Below are 17,644 nucleotides of genomic sequence, written 5' to 3'. Positions count from 1 at the left end.
AACGAAAGCAGTGAAAGAAAAAGCCGACAAACTACCAATTATTATTCCTCTTGTCGTTTATCATGGGGGGGAACATAAGTGGAACCTTCGAACATCTTTAGGAGAATGGATCACGGGATATGATCAGCTTCCACCAGAAGTACACAAATATATACCAAATTTTGAATATTTCTTACATGACTTGACACAATATAAAGAAGAAGATCAGAAAATGAATGCGATGTTAAAAATCATTCAACTGATGTTTCGCGATGTATTTACAAAAGACCATGAGGCTATGCTGGGATCTATCCTTCGAGCGCTATATTATTTAAATGATTTGGAAGACCAACAGACTGCTATTACCTTTTTTGAAACATGGATGCGCTATTTACTTTACGCTGCAAATACACTTACCGAAACCGATATCCATGATATAATAGACCATGTAGAAAAAACATTTCCGGAAGGGAGCGATATCGTGATGACCTTGGCAGAACGCTTGGAACAAAAAGGTAAGGAAGAAGGAATAAAGGAAGGTAAAAGAGAAGGTGCAACTAACGCTTTAGTAAAAACTTCCGTTCGATTAATTGAAAAATATATAGCGCCGGTTCCTAACGATATAGTTCAACAATTAAAGCAACAACATATTTCAACCCTAGAAAAAATTATCGAAAATGTATATGAACATAAAACCTTAGAAGAAATAAAGCAATATTTGAAATAAGTGCGACATGAAACCTGTACCCATGTCAGAAAGGAGAAGCATGAATCTTTTGGTTTATGCTTTTTTCTATGTGATTGTTCACGGGAATTACACCTCTGTTGACGGGAAATGTCCCCCCCTTCTTCACGGGAAATCCTGCTCGCTTCACGGGATAAAACCTCTCCTTCACTGGATAAAGTGATATTTCCAGTGAAGCGAGCAACTTATCCAGTGAACAACGGCACATTTCCCGTGAAGCACAATACTTATCTAGTGAAGAACAACACTTATCCAGTGAACAGCATTACACTTTTCCCGTGAAACAGCACCAAAACTCCGTCCTCTTTATTTGAACTGCAGTTGGGATATTTCTTGAATGACTTAACACAAGAGAGATACGGGGGGGACAGGCTCTATCCTCATTTTCTAGGAGCATCAACAGATTCTGAGTAAAAGTTTTTTGGCTATTAGTCATTTCCATTTTCGAATACTATCCAAGACTGAACTAATATAAAGTTCCTAGCTCGACTTGTTCCCTCAATAACAAATTATTTTCATCAATTGCTTTGCCATTTAAAAGGATTTCATCTATAGCCTTCGCCTGTTCATTTGCCAGTTGATGATTTATATCAGTAAAAAGTATATCTGTTTCCTTTAATAGCGCAAGAGCTGCATGGTTATATAAATAAACTTCTGTATAACGAGCATTGTCAAAAAGAGCATGTTCAATATACGGACGAAACCGGTCCAAGATCATTGGTATTCTGTACTGTAAACGTTGCAATCCATCTCGGATACCTTCTATCCTGGAAGCCAGCGTATTTATCGGTGCCATCGCATCATTTACAGCAGCTTGAATTTTCTCATCATAGTTTGTAAAGGTACTGAATAATTTTGCTGGCAATGAACTGTTAAAGAATAGCTGCGGACTTATCTTCAAGGTATAAGAAAGGCTTTCTAATATATTTTCTACTTGCAATGTCAAGTGGTACAATATATGGACAATAGGTGCAAGTAATTGATTCACTATTCCTTTTAAAAAAGTATAGGAGATATCTAGTTGTAACTCTTTTATGTACATGGTTCTTTTTAAATAGGGTGAATGTTCTAAGGTGATTTTTTCGGATAAAGTGGCTAGAGTTGCGTTGGAGGTGATTTCTTGTTTGTTGGTAATCGCTCTGGCAATCGAGAAATCCGTGTCTGTGAACTGCTTTGCCGTTTCTTGTACTTGCCTTTTGAATAAATGTATTTGTTGATGGAGCTTTTCGTTATTTCTTTCGACTATTTCAAAATGAGCTTTTATTTCCTCTACTACCGTATCATACCATTGTTCAGCACCAGCTTGAAAACCTGCATGTAATAATTTTGGTATAGTCTCTGTTATGATATATCTGAAATTTTCGGTTAACTCATCTATACTATTCTCTATGTTGTGTAATTGTCTCTAGCTTCTGCAACTAATGAAGAAACATCGACATTTTGATTGGTTATAAATTCAATTAGTTCAGCTGGCTTTGAATTTAAGAGATAATTTAGAAATTGTCCTTTTTGTTCGATTTGGTCGAGTATGGAGTTTAACGAGCGCAATTCCGCTTGGATGATGTTGCCCATCCATGTAATATCCTCAAATAGGGAATCTCCTATTTCTTCAACTACGATATCATCGAAGGCTTCTTGCATTTTATTAATTCTAGCCTTCCTCTTTGCTCTTTCCGCATCAATAATTTCCATAGCATTACCCAGATATTGTCTTACTTTGGATATACGGTCGATAACGGCATTCTCTAAACCGTTGGCTAACACTCCTAATGTTTCTGGTGTGATATCAATTTGGCGATTTTCGCCCCCATAAAGCGGTTGCCCCCGACCAAATGCTTGTAACAATGTGTTCATCTGCATCGATAAAAATTTTGCCTGATCCAGGACCGCCTTCCGGTCGAACGGCGTAAAATTGATCGCCACCGTTTCGCAAATAGCCTGTATGGTTACTGCCTATAGTACCGAAGGGTCCTGCACCAGATGGTATGCCGTTATGTATTTCATGCTTGGCACCTGGAATCCGGTCATCTAAACCTAAACTAATCAGGAAACCCGTTAAAATATCATATTCCCCCCCAAAGTAATTCGTGATGTTGGGATAATCCTTGTCTGTGTCTACTTGATGTTTTGGTAGAAGAGCGGGGGGGTTATAAGTAACCGTTCGAACATGGGGGGGTTATCTACACCAATTCTATTTGCGAGAGCTCCACCCAGAGAATTACCTGTGACAGAATCGATGCCGTATTTTTCATCCATCTTTTCATAATATTCTTTAGCTGCTTCTAATTGTGGGACATCTACATCGCTTACTAAAAAGATGTCTGTTTTGATGTCTTCTATTTGTTCTACGTTAGTGCCGACGAAGACTACAGTGAATTCTTTAGTTTTTAAATTTACTACGGTGTGTGCATCTAATCCCGTGTACCTATCTTTTTTGGTATTTAGAACCCTGTATTTAGAATCATTAACAGTAATTATACGAGTGTTTTCATTGATGATATATGCTTGATAACCTGCAAGTTCTACTAAATCTCTATCATTTAAATTATGAAACTTCGAATTATTGTTTAGCTGTACCATATCTAACCTCCTAATCTTTAATAATATCTTGCGGATATGATTGTTCTAATGAGTTATTACTCTCGCTAATTCCATTGGTTTTATTTACTTCATTATTATTTAAAATAATACTATATGCTCCACTAGGTATATCATCAGATTTTTCAACTACACTAACTAACTTTTCGAATGCCTTTTTATTTGGTTCATCATTATTCGACATATACATTTTTATAGAGATAAGCAAAGCTTCTGGCTTTATGTTTGAATTGCTAAATATGGTATTCCATTGCTCTGGTTTTATATTTGGATTCTGAAGGTATTTATCAATAATGCTTTTGAATGGATCGTTATCTGCTACTTGGACAAAGTAAAAGTTGGTACTGAATCCAGCACCACCACTATTTTTAATTGCTTCAATTGTTTTACCGGTTAAATTAAATTGGATCGATATTTCTTCTAATATTTTATCTAATTTATTGAATTCACTCTTGTAAGCTAAACCATATAATCCAGTAATAATAGCATCTTCGACTACCATTTCTTGCGTCCAAATACTGTCAGTCATGATGATTTCTTGCTTCCTATCAATTGGTATAATCGCATATGTATAAAAATGCGGTTCTCCAATCGACTCTACAAAAACGGTCGCACCATCCACATTACCAACAATGTTATGCACTTTTACATCTGTTTTATAATCCTCTTTAAAAAATGATTGGATTGCCTTTTCCACTTCTTCACGTTTCTCATTAGCGATTCGGCCTGTTTCTTTTCCATTAGCTAAAGTATATTCCTCCCCCCCGGTGTACTCTTGAACAGGAACGTATACATCATTCGAATTCGTGTCTTTTTCTCCATTATCATTTTGATTACTTGGTGATACCTCACTCATCCAATTACAACCTCCTAATATTAAGGTGAAGAGAATTAAAATGGTTATGATTTTATACTTTTTGAGCATGGGCTGCCTCCTTCATACATTTCCATAATATTCATTATAGAAAAAGTGGGCATCATTCCAATTATTATCCATGATAATACAGAGACCTAACACACACTACATCTTTCAGCACAAAATAAAAAATTTAGATTGACGAGTGCAAACGGCTACACGTATAGTGATAAAGTATAAATACAAAGGAAAGGATATCGAGGATGCTTAAACAATTCCGTTCGACCTTAAAATATAAGCTTTCGGTGCTGTTGATTGTTGCGATTTTAATTCCGTTATTAACATTCGGTTTTGTTCTCTACCTGATGGCGTCGGATATTTCAGAGGATAAGACGAAGGATGCTGGGATGAATGGGATGAAACAAATCAGCACGAATATTGAATTTATTACTCAGGATATCGAAAATACTGTCATTTTTTTGATTGGACAGGACGAAATTCAGTCCTATCTTACCACGAGTAATCCGTCTGTTTCCCAACAGGCGGAGGTGATCAGCCTGTTAATTGATCTTGCGATGCCGAAATCTTATATATTTGATATTTCGATTATTCCGAATCGGTCCGATAGTGAAACATTGTCATTAAATCCGATGATTGACGCCAACTATCCACCACTACCGAATCGCAATCAATTTAATCCGATTCCGTTTCAAGAATATAAAGGATGGACACAGGTCCACAACATGCAGACCGCTTCCTATGGCAATAAAAATGTAGTGACCTATATGCATCCAGTCAGAAGCATTGGCCAATTCGACTCGATTGGGATGATAACCGTCAGTATTCCGGAGTCAGAGCTGAGCTCGATTTTGTTAGATAACAATATTTCCAATGTCGAGAATGTCTTGCTTTTAAACGAACAGCAACAGATATTGTCAGCTAAAAATCGCGACTGGCTCAATCGAACGCTCACGAGTGTTTATCCAAATATCCCCCCCGCCCTCACGCAACAGTCTGGCTTTACCGAGAGAGGGGAAGGATTAACAAGGGAAACGGTAATGTACTTCACAATCCCGCAGTTAAATTGGAAGCTGATTAGTTTAGTTCCATATGATCAATACATGTCGGAAAACCGCTATGTCCTTTTTTTAACGATTGCAGCGGCAAGTGGGGCTCTCTTGTGTATTAGTGCATTAATTATTTTCTTTGTCCAGTGGGTGACAAAGCCATTACAGAAAGTCACACAGCATCTCCGGGAAGCAGAGCCGGATATCCCAATTCCGACCTATCCAAGAAAATCAGTCGACGAGGTTGGTCTGTTTATTCATAGTTATAACTCGCTGAGTGACCGAATTGCCATCTTAAAAGAACAGGTGAAAATGAAGGAAGCATGGAAAAAACAACTCGATCTGCGGGCATTGCAAGCGCAAATTAATCCGCATTTTCTCTATAACACGCTATCCTCAATTAAATGGAAGGCGTTATTGGAGAAGCAGGATGATATTGCATCGATGGTCGGTTCCCTTAGCAATCTGTTGCGCTTTAGCCTCAATAAAGGAATGGAATTTTGCGAGGTGCAGCAGGAAGTGGAACATGCCAAGCATTATACCAAGATACAGGCAAGCCGTGTGCCAGGCCAATTTGAGATTCAGTTTGTGATCGAGGAGCAAATCCTCGACAGGCAAATGCTCAAGCTCGTGCTGCAACCGTTAATCGAGAACGCGATCCAGCATGGGTTTAAAGAAAAAAAAGACCCCCGGTATGATTATCGTCTGTGTACAATCGAACTGGATCAGCACATGACGTTTACCATCGAAGATAATGGTGTGGGAATCGAATCGGCGAATTTAGTCGAATTAAAACGAATCATCCAGTTACCGATGGATCAGTATCAGCTGGAATTCGGACATTATGGCTTACGAAATGTCCATCAGCGGTTGATGCTCCATTATGGTCCGGAAGCAGGATTGCAAGTCTCGAGCACCATCAACAATGGAACAAAGGTCACATTCACGATACCAATCATAGAAGGAGAAACGCCATGATTAAACTATTAATTGTCGACGATGAAGTCCATATTCGTGAAGGCATCAGCAAAGTTATCAATTGGAAGGAACTCGATATTGATGTACTGCCAGCCGCTGCGTCTGCGGAAGAAGCATTCGAAACGATCCGTAAACAAAAACCGGATATTCTGTTAACCGATATTCGGATGACAGGCAGAAATGGCCTTGAGCTGGCAGATTTAGCGAAACAGCACGACCAGGAGATCGAGATCCTGATTTTATCCGGTTATGACGATTTTCATTACGCCCAGCAGGCAATGAAAAAAGGGGGTACGCGACTACCTGTTGAAAACAAGTGAACCAATGGAAATCCAAAAGGCAGTACTATCAGCCAAACAAGCTGTCCTACAAAAGCGTTCGCTAAAATCAGATACAACCATTAAAAATCAGGCATTTCGCGATCAATTGTTTAAAAAACTGATCCTGGAAGGAGATCTATCCCAGGTTAATTCAGCAGTGATCCCGACGATTTTTCCAACGATCCGCCTTGATGAAACATCGTATCGTGTGGCGATTTTGACAGCTGATGGCTGGGGAGTGGAAACAGCAGATCAGGAGCTGTTACTTTTTTCGATTCACAACATGCTAAAGGAACTCGTCTATTGCGAGACACTGATCGATGATAAGCAAATTATTTTGCTGTTGCCTAATGTGTTTGCAACGGAAGCTGAGCCTTCCTTTATTCGTGCCATCGAGCAAATAGAAGACTTTCTCAAATGTACCGTCACCGTCTCGATTGGTTCACCAGTCACTGCAATCGACAAGATTCATCACTCTTTTCACGAAGCGGAGGCGATTTTTCCGTTTTATACGATTTTACCCAACGAGACCGTAATTACACCTGAAAAAGTAAAAAATCGCACCGGGGGGGCCATTCGATCTGTACAACCTATCAGGAAACCGAAATTGTCGCCTTACTGAATAATGGCAATCCGATCACCTTACATGACTGGATCAGGCAGGCGATCAGCAGCGAACGCGCCCATCCCCCCCAGGCAAATCCGGAGTCATTGCTCGAATATGCTAACTCTATTATTTTGATTGGACTGAGGTGGTGGCAAGGGGGGGTCAGTAATCAGAAGAGTAGTAATGTCAGTCTCTTAAAGCTAGCGGATCTTGCTTTGCTAGAAGAAGAAATCTATCGACGACTCTATTATCTGATGAACCTTTACCGGGAAAAAGTAATCTTCACAGCATCAAGTAAAATAGAGCGTGCGCTCAGCTATATCCAGCATAACCTGCACCGGGTGATCAGCTTGCAGGAGGTTGCCGAGCATGTGCAGTGGAACCAGAATTATTTCAGTGAAATGTTCAAAAAGGAGATCGGGATGACCTATGTCGAATATGTCAAGCAGCAGCGGATCAAGCGCGCACAGGAATTACTGCGAAACAGCTCCGACATGCGCATCAGTGATGTGGCAAGGCAAGTCGGCTATGAAGATGTCAAATACTTCAGTCAGATTTTTAAAGCAGCTACAGGACTGACCCCCCCGTCTAAATTTCAAAAAAGATAGAAGGTAAACTGAAATTATTCTACCTTCTATCTGAAATTACTCCTCTTTTGAAATCGCTTTCCAAGATCTATACTAAAAACAGTTAAAAAAAAGGAGGGTATTATAAGTTGAAGAAATTATTAATTCAATTATCTGTATTATTCGTTGTTGTGCTACTAGCAGCATGTGGAAACGATGAGGAAAGTCAAGGCTCTGATGGGGGGGGAGAAGAAGAGGTATCGTTAACCCTTTGGCATCACTTCTCCGGTGAAGATACTCGTTCCCAAACAATGAGAGATTTAATGAAAGATTTCGAAGAAGAGAATCCAAATGTAAAATTGGATATTCAAGCGATTCCGAGAGATGGTTATCAAACAAGACTGAAAACAGTCGCAGCCGCTGATGAAATGCCAGATGTATTTGTAATGTGGCCAGGCACCATGACAGAGGAATTCCAAAACGGAGGATTATTACAACCGATTAATGAATTTCTGGACAGTAAGCCGGAATGGAAAGACGAATTCCTGCCTGGTTCGTTTGATGGTTTCACCGTTGATGGCAATATTTATTCGGTACCAACCGGTCTAAGCCCTACTTCATTCCTATATTATAACAGCAAACTTTTTGAAGATAATGGCGTGGAAGTACCACAGACTTGGGACCAATTACTAGCAGCGATTGATACCTTTAATCAAAATGATATTACGCCAATCGCACTAGGTAACAAAGCAGGCTGGCCAGCTCAATCCAGTGTTCTTAGTTCACTGGCAGATCGTGTAACAGGTTCTGAGTGGTTCCTTGAAGCAGCTTCTTTAGAAGGAGATGCTAAATTTACCGATGATGTATTTGTCACAGCATTAGAGCACTTCCAGCATTTAGCGGAAGTAAATGCCTTCCAGGAAGGATTTAACAGTATCGATCATACTCAGGCGGAGCAAATGTTTGCCAGAGAAGAAGCAGCAATGTTGATCGATGGTGGCTGGGCATTAACGGAATTAGCAAACAGTGCATCAGAAGAAGTATTGGAAAACCTGGAAGTGACCGTACTGCCCGAAATTGAAGGTGGAGAAGGAAAACCAAATGCGATCTCAGGTGTTGTTGCCGTAGGATTTGGGATTGCCAAAGGTATTGAAGGTGAACAGAAAGAGGCAGCCCAAGAGCTTATGTACAAACTTGCTGGACCTGAAGCACAACAAGCTACTGTCAACAGCAGTCAATTAGTAAGCTATCGTGTCCAACCAGATGAAGAAAAAGTAACCTCACTATTTATCAAAGTGAATGAATTATTAGATACAGTCGAGATGTCACCGGTATATGACGGTGTGTTAACAAGTGCCGGAACAGATGCGATTAACAATGGTCTGCAGGAACTGTTGATGGGTGAAGATCCAAAAGTAGTAGCAGAGAAATTACAACAAGGACAAGAAAAAGGAATGCAGGAATAACAAAGATGTTGCAGCCTGTAATCAGCAGGCTGCAATACTTATTGATAGGGGGATGAATCATGGATACAGCTTTGCGTAAGCGGCGATTTCTTTGTGCAGCACTAATACCAACCATGCTGGTCTATTCCTTGTTTGTGATTGTTCCGATTATCTGGTCGATCTATTACGGCTTTTTCAATTGGAAGGGAATCGGGGATGCCACCTTTATTGGTATGGCTAATTATATCGAAGTGTTACAGGACTCGATATTCTGGTTATCGCTAAAAAACAACTTAATTATTGTCGGAGCTTCTGTCTTTTTTCAAGTACCGATCGCTCTGGTATTAGCACTATTATTGACGAGAACGACCTGGTTTCAAAAGTTTGTCCGCACATCTGTGTTTATGCCAATGGTCTTATCATCGTTGTTATCGGGATGATTTGGGGGGGATATGTATACAATCCACAAATGGGAATATTAAACGCACTGTTAGATTTTCTGGGATTAGAGTCATTAAAAATGCAATGGCTTTCTGATCCTGATATTGCGATGTATTTTGTAGCGATACCGATTATTTGGAATTTCATAGGATTGTATCTCGTCATCTTTATCGCATCCTTACAAAATATATCATCAGAACTTGACGATGCATTACAGCTAGATGGAGCCAATTTCTTTCAGGCCTTATTTTATATCAAGCTACCACTAATCTGGAATACGATCAAAGTGGCGATTGTCCTTTGTATTTCAGGGAGTTTAAAAACATTTGACTTAGTGATTGTGATGACAGGTGGGGGGGGACCGGCGAATGCTACGGAAATTATGGCTTCCTATATGTATAATAGTACCTTTGAAGTCTATCGCTTCGGATATGGAAGTGCCTTGTCCGCAATGATTTTAATTATCAGTCTTCTCTTTATTGTAATCAGTCAATTATTAATGAAACGAAAAACAGCCTAAAAAGGAGGGATAACTATGGCGCAAACAGAAGCATTACCTATCGATAACACCAAAAAAATAAAAGCAGGTAAAAATATTAAACGCGGAATTCTTAATATATTCCTTGGCGTGTATGCCCTATTAACGTTATACCCGTTGATTTGGCTGTTTATCAGTGCTTTTAAATCTAATAATGAAATTTATGCAGCTCCTTTTGCCTTACCAGAATCATTGAAATGGGATAACTTCGTGAGAGCATGGGAAGTTTCGGGTATGGGCAAAGCGATGATTAACTCGTTTATTGTGACGATTGTATCGCTGGCTTTATTGCTTGTACTAGGGGGGGCATTGGTTGCCTATGCGATCTCACGCTTTCAATTTAAATTTCGAAATGCGATCTATGCTTTACTATTATTTGGATTACTGATTCCTGTTCACAGTACCCTTGTTCCATTATTTACGATGATGAATGAGGTCAAAATTTTGGATACCTATTTGGCATTAATTCTCCCGTATTTCTCATTCGAGCTGCCAATTGCGGTCTTCTTACTGGCAGCATTTATGGGCTCCTTTTCGAAAGAGATGGAGGAAGCAGCGTTCATCGATGGCTGTGGATACTGGGGCATCTTCTGGAAGATTATGTTCCCACTCTCTTTACCAGCCTTGTCCACGGTGGGTATTATCGGATTTTTACGTTTTTGGAATGAATTTGCCTTTGCATTAGTATTTATTAATGACTCGGCATTACGAACCATTCCTTTAACATTATCGGTGTTTTCTACGGGCTATTCGACCGATTATAGTTTAACATTAGCAGCGATGGCAATCTCTGTCATTCCAGTTGTCGTCTTATTCTTAATCATGCAGGATCGGATAATGCAAGGAATGGTAGCAGGAGCAGTTAAAGGATAAAACGAAGGAGGAATTCAAATGAATGAAACAATCGAGATGAAATTACCAAAGGATTTTATGTTAGGTGCCGCCCTTTCTGCTTGGCAATCAGAAGGCTGGACAGACAAGAAGGAAGGACAGGATTCATTCCTGGATAAGTGGTACAAGGAATTTAAGACCGTCTGGCATAATGGCTACGGTCCAGCGGTTGCCACCGATTTCTATAATCGCTATCAGGAGGATATCCAACACATGAAGGAAATCGGCTTGACCCATTTTCGGACATCGATCAACTGGGCACGTTTTTTAACCGATTATGAAAATGCAGTCGTCGATGAAACCTATGCAGCCTATATTGGACATGTGATTGACGAGTTAATCGCCAATGATGTCGAGCCAATGATTTGTCTGGAGCACTATGAACTGCCAGCAGCATTATTGGAGCAACACGGTGGCTGGGGGGGCTCAAGACATGTGGTTGACCTGTTTGTCAAATACGCCGAAAAAGTTTTCGAACGCTATGGCGACCGTGTGAAGCACTGGTTTACCTTTAACGAACCAGTTGTCGTCCAGACACGCGTATACCTTGACGCGATTCGCTGGCCATTCGAGCAAAACACCAAAACATGGATGCAGTGGAATTATCATAAAGGCTTAGCAACTGCAAAAGTAATCGAGCTGTTTAAGTCAATGCCGTTACGTGAAGATGCCAAAATTGGCACGATTCTCAACCCTGAGGTAACCTATCCAAGATCATCAGCATCCCATGATCAGGAAGCAGCACGGATGTATGATTTGTTTTTCAATCGCATCTTCCTTGATCCAGCTATTAAAGGAGAGTATCCAAAGGAATTATTCGAACTGATGGACAAGCACGATATTACGTTTGATCATACGGAGGAAGAATTAGCAATAATACGCGAGAATACCGTCGATTATGTTGGGATCAACTTATATTTTCCAAATCGGGTCAAAGCGCGCGACATTGCCTGGAATCCAGAGGCACCTTTTCATCCTGCCTATTATTATGAAAAATTTGATATGCCTGGCAAAAAGATGAACCTCATCGTGGCTGGGAAATCTATCCGCAAATCATGTTCGATATGGCAATGCGCCTCAAAGAAGAGTACGGCAATATTGAATGGTTTATCGCCGAAAATGGTATGGGTGTCGAAAATGAAGCACGCTTTAAAAACGAAGAAGGCGTGATACAGGATGACTATCGCATCGAATTTATCAGTGAGCATTTGAAAGCATTGGTCGAAGCCATCGAAGCAGGTGCAAATTGTAAGGGCTACATGCTCTGGGCATTCTCCGATAATGTCTCACCAATGAATGCTTTTAAAAATCGTTATGGCCTTGTCGAAATCAATCTCGAGGACAATCGTAATCGTACATTAAAGAAATCGGCATACTGGTATCGTGACGTTATCAAGAGCCGCACCTTTTCCGCACCAAATGACGAAATCTATAAATAAAAAGGCGGAGATCCAATGACACACTATTTCGCTATTGATATCGGTGGGACTTTTGTAAAATATAGTATTATCTCTGACCAAGGCACGATCGAGGGTGCAAGCAAAATAGCCACACCAAAAACACTGGACGAACTGATCGGATTTATAAGCGATTTTTGCGCCAGTCAGCAGCAGCGCGATCTGGCGGGAATTGCGATCAGCAGTCCTGGTGGCGTTTCCGAGTCAGGCATTATTTACGGATCAAGTGCGGTCCACTATCTGCATGGACCGAATATTAAAGAACTGATCGAAGCAAGCACCGGACTCCCAGTTCACATCGAAAATGACGCCAATTGTGCCGGCTATGCAGAAGTCTGGCAGGGAGCAGCTCAAGGAAAAAAAGACGTGCTCGTGATGGTAATCGGCACATCGATCGGCGGAGCATCATTAAAGATGGGAAAATCCACAAAGGAGCCCACTTGCATGGCGGAGAATTTGGCTATATGCTGTTAACCTCCAATCCAACAAGCGAAGATGATATCTGGAGTCGGCAAGCCTCGACTCGAGCACTGGTAAGAAAAGTTGCCGCACGCAAACAACAGGAGCTAACCGGCGAAGAAATCTTCACCCTTGCCGACAATGGAGATCCAATCTGTCAGCAGGCAGTCGATGAATTCTATCACATCTTAGCAGTAGGCATCTATAACCTGCAATACATCTATGATCCAGAAATAATCGTAATCGGCGGTGGAATCAGCGCGAGAGCAGATTTAATCGATCGCATCCGCGAAAAATTAGACCAGCTTCTCGCTACGATTCCTTTAGCCAAAATCACACCAGCCATCGCCGCCTGCACCCACCAGCAAAACGCCAACATGCTCGGCGCCGTCTACGCTGGGACAAGGGGGGGACAGGCTCCGCGTTCCAGTCTAGGATTGGATAAATAAGAGGAAGTGCTCGCTTCACGGAAAAACCCCTGCTTCACTGGAAAAAGTGATATTTCCCGTGAAGCGCACCATTTTTCCCGTGAACAGCAGCACATTTCCAGTGAAGCACATCACCTGCAAACAATACCCCCCCACTCCAATTCACAAAAATCGTTATTCATCAATCGCAATATACACCATAAATGGTACACAAAACCTGTCCCCCCCATTTCCCAATGGTTGTTTTTTCCCTTTTTTTCGTTACAATAATGAAAGAAGGAGGGGGGGAAAAGGAAATGGTATATGTAGTAGTGGGCGTTGCTGGTTTTTTGGTGCGATTTTAAGATATCTAATCGGCATCGCCATGTTCAATGAGCACATCACTTTCCCAATTGATACGTTAGCGGTTAATTTGGCAGGCAGTTTCCTCCTGGCTTACCTGACTACCGTAGTATTTACAAAATGGAGGATACATCCACTTTATAAAACCGCTATTGGAACTGGTTTTGTTGGATCCTTTACCACTTTCTCCACTTTAAGTGTCGAAACGATGGACTTATTTCAAAATCATTATTATTTTCTTGGGATTTTATACATCGCGCTTAGCATCTTTGGCGGCCTGTGGATGAGCAGATTAGGCTTTAAAGTTAGAAAAGAGGTGACGGAAGGATGACTTTTATTTCCGTTTTGATGGTAGGAATTGGCGGCTTTTTTGGTGCGATGGCCCGATTTGCCATTAGCCAGTTATTCAATAAAAGGAAATTTTATAATATTCCAATTGCTACGCTGTTCGTCAATATAGTCGGATCCTTCTTATTAGGCTTCCTACTAGGCGCTCAAATAAAAGAAACCTACTATTTACTGCTAGGAGTCGGATTCATGGGTTCGTTCACCACCTTCTCCACGTTTAAATTAGAAGGCATTCAAATGCACGTGCAACAAAGGAAAAAAGATCTGATCCTTTACAATCTGGTCTGTTATGGTCTCGGAATTCCATTAGCGTTTTCTGGGTATCTTTTAGGACAGTAATAGTAATCGTCGGTATAGTAAGAAGGGAACACTACACCTGTCCAAGTGGCTCCTCTACAATCGTTTCCATAAAAAGTTGTGTGAGGGCTTGGAGATTTGTGACGGATTGGATCATTGCTTTCATGTAATGCTCGCGATTGATTTGTTCGAAATGCCACTGAAAGCCTTGAGATAATGCGTAGTTGTGGATAAAGATACGGATCGTCCGACCATTTCCCTCGCGAAAAGTAAGGAGCAAGTTTAATTCTGCTTTGTAAAAAGTTAATCGTTCCGCTGCCTGATTTGTATTTATCCATTGTGAAACAATTCCTTTAATGCCCTCGATGTGATTGGTTTACCGGAATTAATAAAGTCAAGCAATTTCTTCTGTCTATTTACCGGTATATCCAATTCCTCAATATATAAGTTATGAATAATTCGGCGAAACTCCACAGAATTTAAAGTTAATTTGCGCATCAAAAAACTCTCCTTTAAGTTACTTTCCCAACCTTTATTATACCATTTTTTCACTAGTTAACGCTAGTCATAAAAGGTGTAACATAGCGTGCACACGATTAAAGTTAAAAAAGTAGACGTGTGATATCCCTGCTTAACACCTTTTTTAATAAAAATATTGATATTGATAATCAATTTCATTTATAATATGTATAAAGCTAAATTTTCATTAACAAGGGGGGGATGAATGATCTTGGATTGTTTTGATGTCACGATTATCGGTGGAGGACCAGCAGGGTTATATTCCACCTTTTATAGCGGGTTACGAGAAATGAAAACAAAAATTATCGAATTTCAGCCACAGCTCGGTGGAAAAATTCACGTCTATCCCGAAAAAATGATCTGGGACGTTGGCGGCTTGTTACCGGTCACCGGCGCACAATTAATAGACCAGCTCGTGGAACAAGGCTTAACCTTCCACCCAACCGTTGTCCTGAATGAAAAGGTAGAAGCGATCGAAAAGCGGCAAGACGGAATATTCGTATTAAGAGGAAGTTCAGGTGAAGCGCATTATTCGAGAACCGTGATCGTCGCAACAGGCAGCGGCATTCTTCAGCCCCAAAAACTCGAAATTGATGGAGCGGATCGATTTGAGCTAACCAATCTCCATTACACGATCCAATCGTTTAAACGATTCAAGGATAAAGTCGTGATCATCTCAGGCGGACGCGATGCGGCAATTGATATCGCCAACGAATTGGAAGCCATCGCCAAAAAGGTCTACCTCAGCTATCGAGGAGAAAGTCTAACCGGTCATGAATCGCAAATCACGCAGCTATTAAACAGCTCCGTGACATGCTTTTTCCAAACCACCATTACTAAACTAAGCGCCCAGCAACAAAAAGATCAGATCGACCAGGTAGAGCTCACACACTGCGAAACCGGTGAAACATCCTATCTGACAGTAGATGAAGTTCTGATTAACCACGGATTTGACCGCGATTCATCCTTACTGGAAAACAGCGATTTACCAGTGGAATTAATCGACAACTTTTACATCGCAGGAGACAGCTCAGCCGCATCATCTGTGCCTGGACTCTACGCAGCAGGGGACAAACTAAAATATGATGGCAAAATCCACCTCATCCTGGGCACATTTCATGACGCAGCCAACGCCGTCAATAGCGCCAAAAAATACCTGGACCCGGCAGCCACCGAATACGCCATGGTCTCCTCCCATAACGAACTTTTTAAAGAAAAAAATAAATCATTGGTAAAAGATTTGCTCAAGTAAACAGTGGGACACGGGGGGGACAGGCGCTGCCGGCTGCGTCCCACTCTATGAATCCAGTGAAGCCACACCACATCACCACACACACACGACATCTCATCAGAAAGTAAAATCTCACATTCCACTCACATCTAAAATCCAGCAAACCAATTTTCGAAAAATGGGACGCAGAGCCTGACCCCCCCATGTCCCATCAGAAAATAATCCAGTAAATCATAAAAAAATGAAGATTCTAGCTGGACAATTGTTCGCTATATCGTATATAATGACTTTATATCTACTAGAATCTACCTCTTAGATCACATATTATAACAAAAAGGATGATCTTTAATGGTAGTTCAGCTTATATTTATTGTCATTATTTTAGCATTATCAGGCATAATCTCTTATTACAACTTTCCAAATAAATAATACCGTCTCGAACCCAACATAAAGAAATCTACATATAAATCGGTATTTCAACAAAAACCAACAAAAAAAACCAATACAATAACCCCCCCATAAACAACTCAAAACTCTTCATATATACTACCAAACGATTCATTTTATCTAAATTCCTAGTTTTTTTATTGAAATCATATCCAGGAAACGGTATCATAAAACTAGAAAATAAATACTAAGAAAAAGGCAAATCACTTGAAAAGGTGGGACGCAAAGCCAAGGTCTAACGGTGCATATACCTATGACAGCCTAGCTACCTAAAAATACACGTGTAATGTTTTAGGCTATTCTGTAACCACTCAGAACTAGCCTTTTCGTATTTTTAGGTATTACGAAATAAATCTAATGGATACGATAAAGCCTCTTCATACACCACACACTACAAGGAGGAATAAACCATGCGCATAGCGATAATGAAGGAAGCTTCTATTTACCGGGAAGTATTACTCAGCGTTCTGTCAAATGAGTTTAACGACTATGATGTAATAACAGTCGATCCAAAGCAACAAGATAAACTTCAAGACGATCTGATTGATCTATTGATAGTAGATATTGACACAGCTGCCGATATCAACTCTCTAATTAAACACTATATCGATAATAATAAACACGTTATTATATGGACGGAAGATAGCACTCACCCTGAGTTAACAAATTTATTTAAATTGGACCTTCAAGGCTACTTCTATAATGGAATGGAAAAAGAAGCACTCATTAAGGCAATAAAAAAAATACTGTTAGGAAAGCAGTATATACATGAAGAACTGGCCCCCAATGCTATTAGGAGAATACCGACAATTACACAATCGTCAGCAAAAGCGGCCAGTCGGTGTGTTTACCAGACGTGAGTGGGAAGTGATGGAGCTATTAACCCAGGGCTATAGCAATCAACGGATCAGTAACCAATTATATATCACAGATAAAACGGTAAAAAACCATATCAGTTCGATCCTTCGAAAACTAGAAGTACCAGACCGAACAAATGCCGTGCTTACTGTACTCCGCAACAAATGGTTCTATGTATCATAATCTATGAAAAGCCTATGTATATCCGTTACATAGGCTTTATTTTT

The 17,644-nt window shown here is 40.4% G+C and carries 15 protein-coding genes, 4 pseudogenes and 1 riboswitch; of the genes and pseudogenes, 15 read left to right on the top strand and 4 right to left on the bottom strand.

Going from position 1 to position 17,644, the window contains the following annotated elements; genetic code table 11:
- The coding region (locus tag JCM21714_RS16560; RefSeq protein WP_035726055.1) for an Rpn family recombination-promoting nuclease/putative transposase at positions 1 to 706 on the top strand (706 nt) is incomplete at its 5' end.
- Between the two features lie 484 nt (positions 707 to 1,190).
- Here JCM21714_RS16560 and JCM21714_RS24920 read toward each other — a convergent pair.
- A pseudogene (locus JCM21714_RS24920) lies at positions 1,191 to 3,304 on the bottom strand (SA1320 family protein).
- A gap of 10 nt (positions 3,305 to 3,314) precedes the next feature.
- Entirely contained in the window at positions 3,315 to 4,178 is an 864-nt protein-coding gene (locus JCM21714_RS16540; RefSeq protein ID WP_052000853.1) for a DUF1672 family protein, read from the bottom strand.
- A gap of 311 nt (positions 4,179 to 4,489) precedes the next feature.
- Here JCM21714_RS16540 and JCM21714_RS16535 point away from each other — a divergent pair, with 311 nt between their 5' ends.
- From JCM21714_RS16535 to crcB, 11 genes and pseudogenes are all read left to right on the top strand, one after another.
- A complete protein-coding gene (locus JCM21714_RS16535; protein ID WP_158413549.1) occupies positions 4,490 to 6,223 on the top strand; it encodes a sensor histidine kinase in 1,734 nt (577 codons plus the stop codon).
- Entirely contained in the window at positions 6,220 to 6,543 is a 324-nt protein-coding gene (locus tag JCM21714_RS16530) for a response regulator (RefSeq protein ID WP_035726037.1), read from the top strand. The genes JCM21714_RS16535 and JCM21714_RS16530 overlap by 4 nt, the downstream gene beginning before the upstream one ends.
- The gene (locus JCM21714_RS16525) at positions 6,530 to 7,165 is read left to right on the top strand and encodes a hypothetical protein (RefSeq protein ID WP_035726035.1); all 636 of its coding nucleotides are present in this window, start codon (positions 6,530 to 6,532) and stop codon (positions 7,163 to 7,165) included. Before JCM21714_RS16530 ends, JCM21714_RS16525 begins: the two co-directional genes overlap by 14 nt.
- 200 nt (positions 7,166 to 7,365) lie before the next feature.
- Positions 7,366 to 7,758: a helix-turn-helix domain-containing protein gene (locus JCM21714_RS16520; RefSeq protein WP_148295075.1), complete on the top strand. Its 393-nt coding sequence runs from the start codon at positions 7,366 to 7,368 to the stop codon at positions 7,756 to 7,758.
- A 107-nt stretch (positions 7,759 to 7,865) separates the two neighbouring features.
- Positions 7,866 to 9,182 (top strand): extracellular solute-binding protein, encoded by a 1,317-nt coding sequence (locus tag JCM21714_RS16515; RefSeq protein ID WP_035726031.1) that lies wholly within the window; start codon positions 7,866 to 7,868, stop codon positions 9,180 to 9,182.
- A 59-nt stretch (positions 9,183 to 9,241) separates the two neighbouring features.
- A pseudogene (locus JCM21714_RS16510) lies at positions 9,242 to 10,122 on the top strand (carbohydrate ABC transporter permease).
- Between the two features lie 15 nt (positions 10,123 to 10,137).
- Positions 10,138 to 11,013 carry a carbohydrate ABC transporter permease gene (locus JCM21714_RS16505; RefSeq protein WP_052000852.1) on the top strand — a complete coding sequence of 292 codons (876 nt, stop codon included), beginning with the start codon at positions 10,138 to 10,140 and terminating at the stop codon, positions 11,011 to 11,013.
- Positions 11,014 to 11,049: 36 nt separating this feature from the next.
- Positions 11,050 to 12,470: pseudogene (locus JCM21714_RS16500) on the top strand (glycoside hydrolase family 1 protein).
- Between the two features lie 15 nt (positions 12,471 to 12,485).
- A pseudogene (locus JCM21714_RS24530) lies at positions 12,486 to 13,396 on the top strand (ROK family protein).
- A 100-nt stretch (positions 13,397 to 13,496) separates the two neighbouring features.
- Positions 13,497 to 14,048, top strand: a complete 552-nt coding sequence (locus JCM21714_RS16490; RefSeq protein WP_235182992.1) for a fluoride efflux transporter FluC — start codon at positions 13,497 to 13,499, stop codon at positions 14,046 to 14,048.
- On the top strand, positions 14,045 to 14,404 hold the full coding sequence (gene crcB / locus JCM21714_RS16485; RefSeq protein ID WP_035726029.1) for a fluoride efflux transporter CrcB: 360 nt from the start codon (positions 14,045 to 14,047) through the stop codon (positions 14,402 to 14,404). Before JCM21714_RS16490 ends, crcB begins: the two co-directional genes overlap by 4 nt.
- A 31-nt stretch (positions 14,405 to 14,435) precedes the next feature.
- Here crcB and JCM21714_RS16480 read toward each other — a convergent pair whose 3' ends face one another.
- Together JCM21714_RS16480 and JCM21714_RS20280 are read right to left on the bottom strand one after the other, a co-directional pair.
- Positions 14,436 to 14,642, bottom strand: coding sequence for a hypothetical protein (locus JCM21714_RS16480; protein ID WP_052000851.1), 207 nt, complete (start codon positions 14,640 to 14,642; stop codon positions 14,436 to 14,438).
- 50 nt (positions 14,643 to 14,692) lie between these two features.
- On the bottom strand, positions 14,693 to 14,860 hold the full coding sequence (locus JCM21714_RS20280) for a hypothetical protein (protein ID WP_158413548.1): 168 nt from the start codon (positions 14,858 to 14,860) through the stop codon (positions 14,693 to 14,695).
- Between the two features lie 232 nt (positions 14,861 to 15,092).
- Here JCM21714_RS20280 and JCM21714_RS16475 point away from each other — a divergent pair, with 232 nt between their 5' ends.
- The 3 genes from JCM21714_RS16475 to JCM21714_RS22405 all read left to right on the top strand — a co-directional run bounded on the left by JCM21714_RS16475 (position 15,093) and on the right by JCM21714_RS22405 (position 17,600).
- The gene (locus JCM21714_RS16475) at positions 15,093 to 16,133 is read left to right on the top strand and encodes an NAD(P)/FAD-dependent oxidoreductase (RefSeq protein WP_235182991.1); all 1,041 of its coding nucleotides are present in this window, start codon (positions 15,093 to 15,095) and stop codon (positions 16,131 to 16,133) included.
- 613 nt (positions 16,134 to 16,746) lie between these two features.
- Positions 16,747 to 16,832: riboswitch (cyclic di-GMP riboswitch) on the top strand.
- Positions 16,833 to 16,969: 137 nt separating this feature from the next.
- Positions 16,970 to 17,419, top strand: coding sequence for a hypothetical protein (locus tag JCM21714_RS16470; protein ID WP_235182990.1), 450 nt, complete (start codon positions 16,970 to 16,972; stop codon positions 17,417 to 17,419).
- On the top strand, positions 17,403 to 17,600 hold the full coding sequence (locus JCM21714_RS22405; protein ID WP_235182989.1) for a response regulator transcription factor: 198 nt from the start codon (positions 17,403 to 17,405) through the stop codon (positions 17,598 to 17,600). Before JCM21714_RS16470 ends, JCM21714_RS22405 begins: the two co-directional genes overlap by 17 nt.
- The last annotated feature ends 44 nt before the right edge of the window (positions 17,601 to 17,644 follow it).

The sequence above is a fragment of the Gracilibacillus boraciitolerans JCM 21714 genome, assembly GCF_000521485.1.
GTDB classification, from domain to species: domain Bacteria; phylum Bacillota; class Bacilli; order Bacillales; family Amphibacillaceae; genus Gracilibacillus; species Gracilibacillus boraciitolerans.
This window is presented reverse-complemented; position numbering and strand designations above follow the sequence as displayed.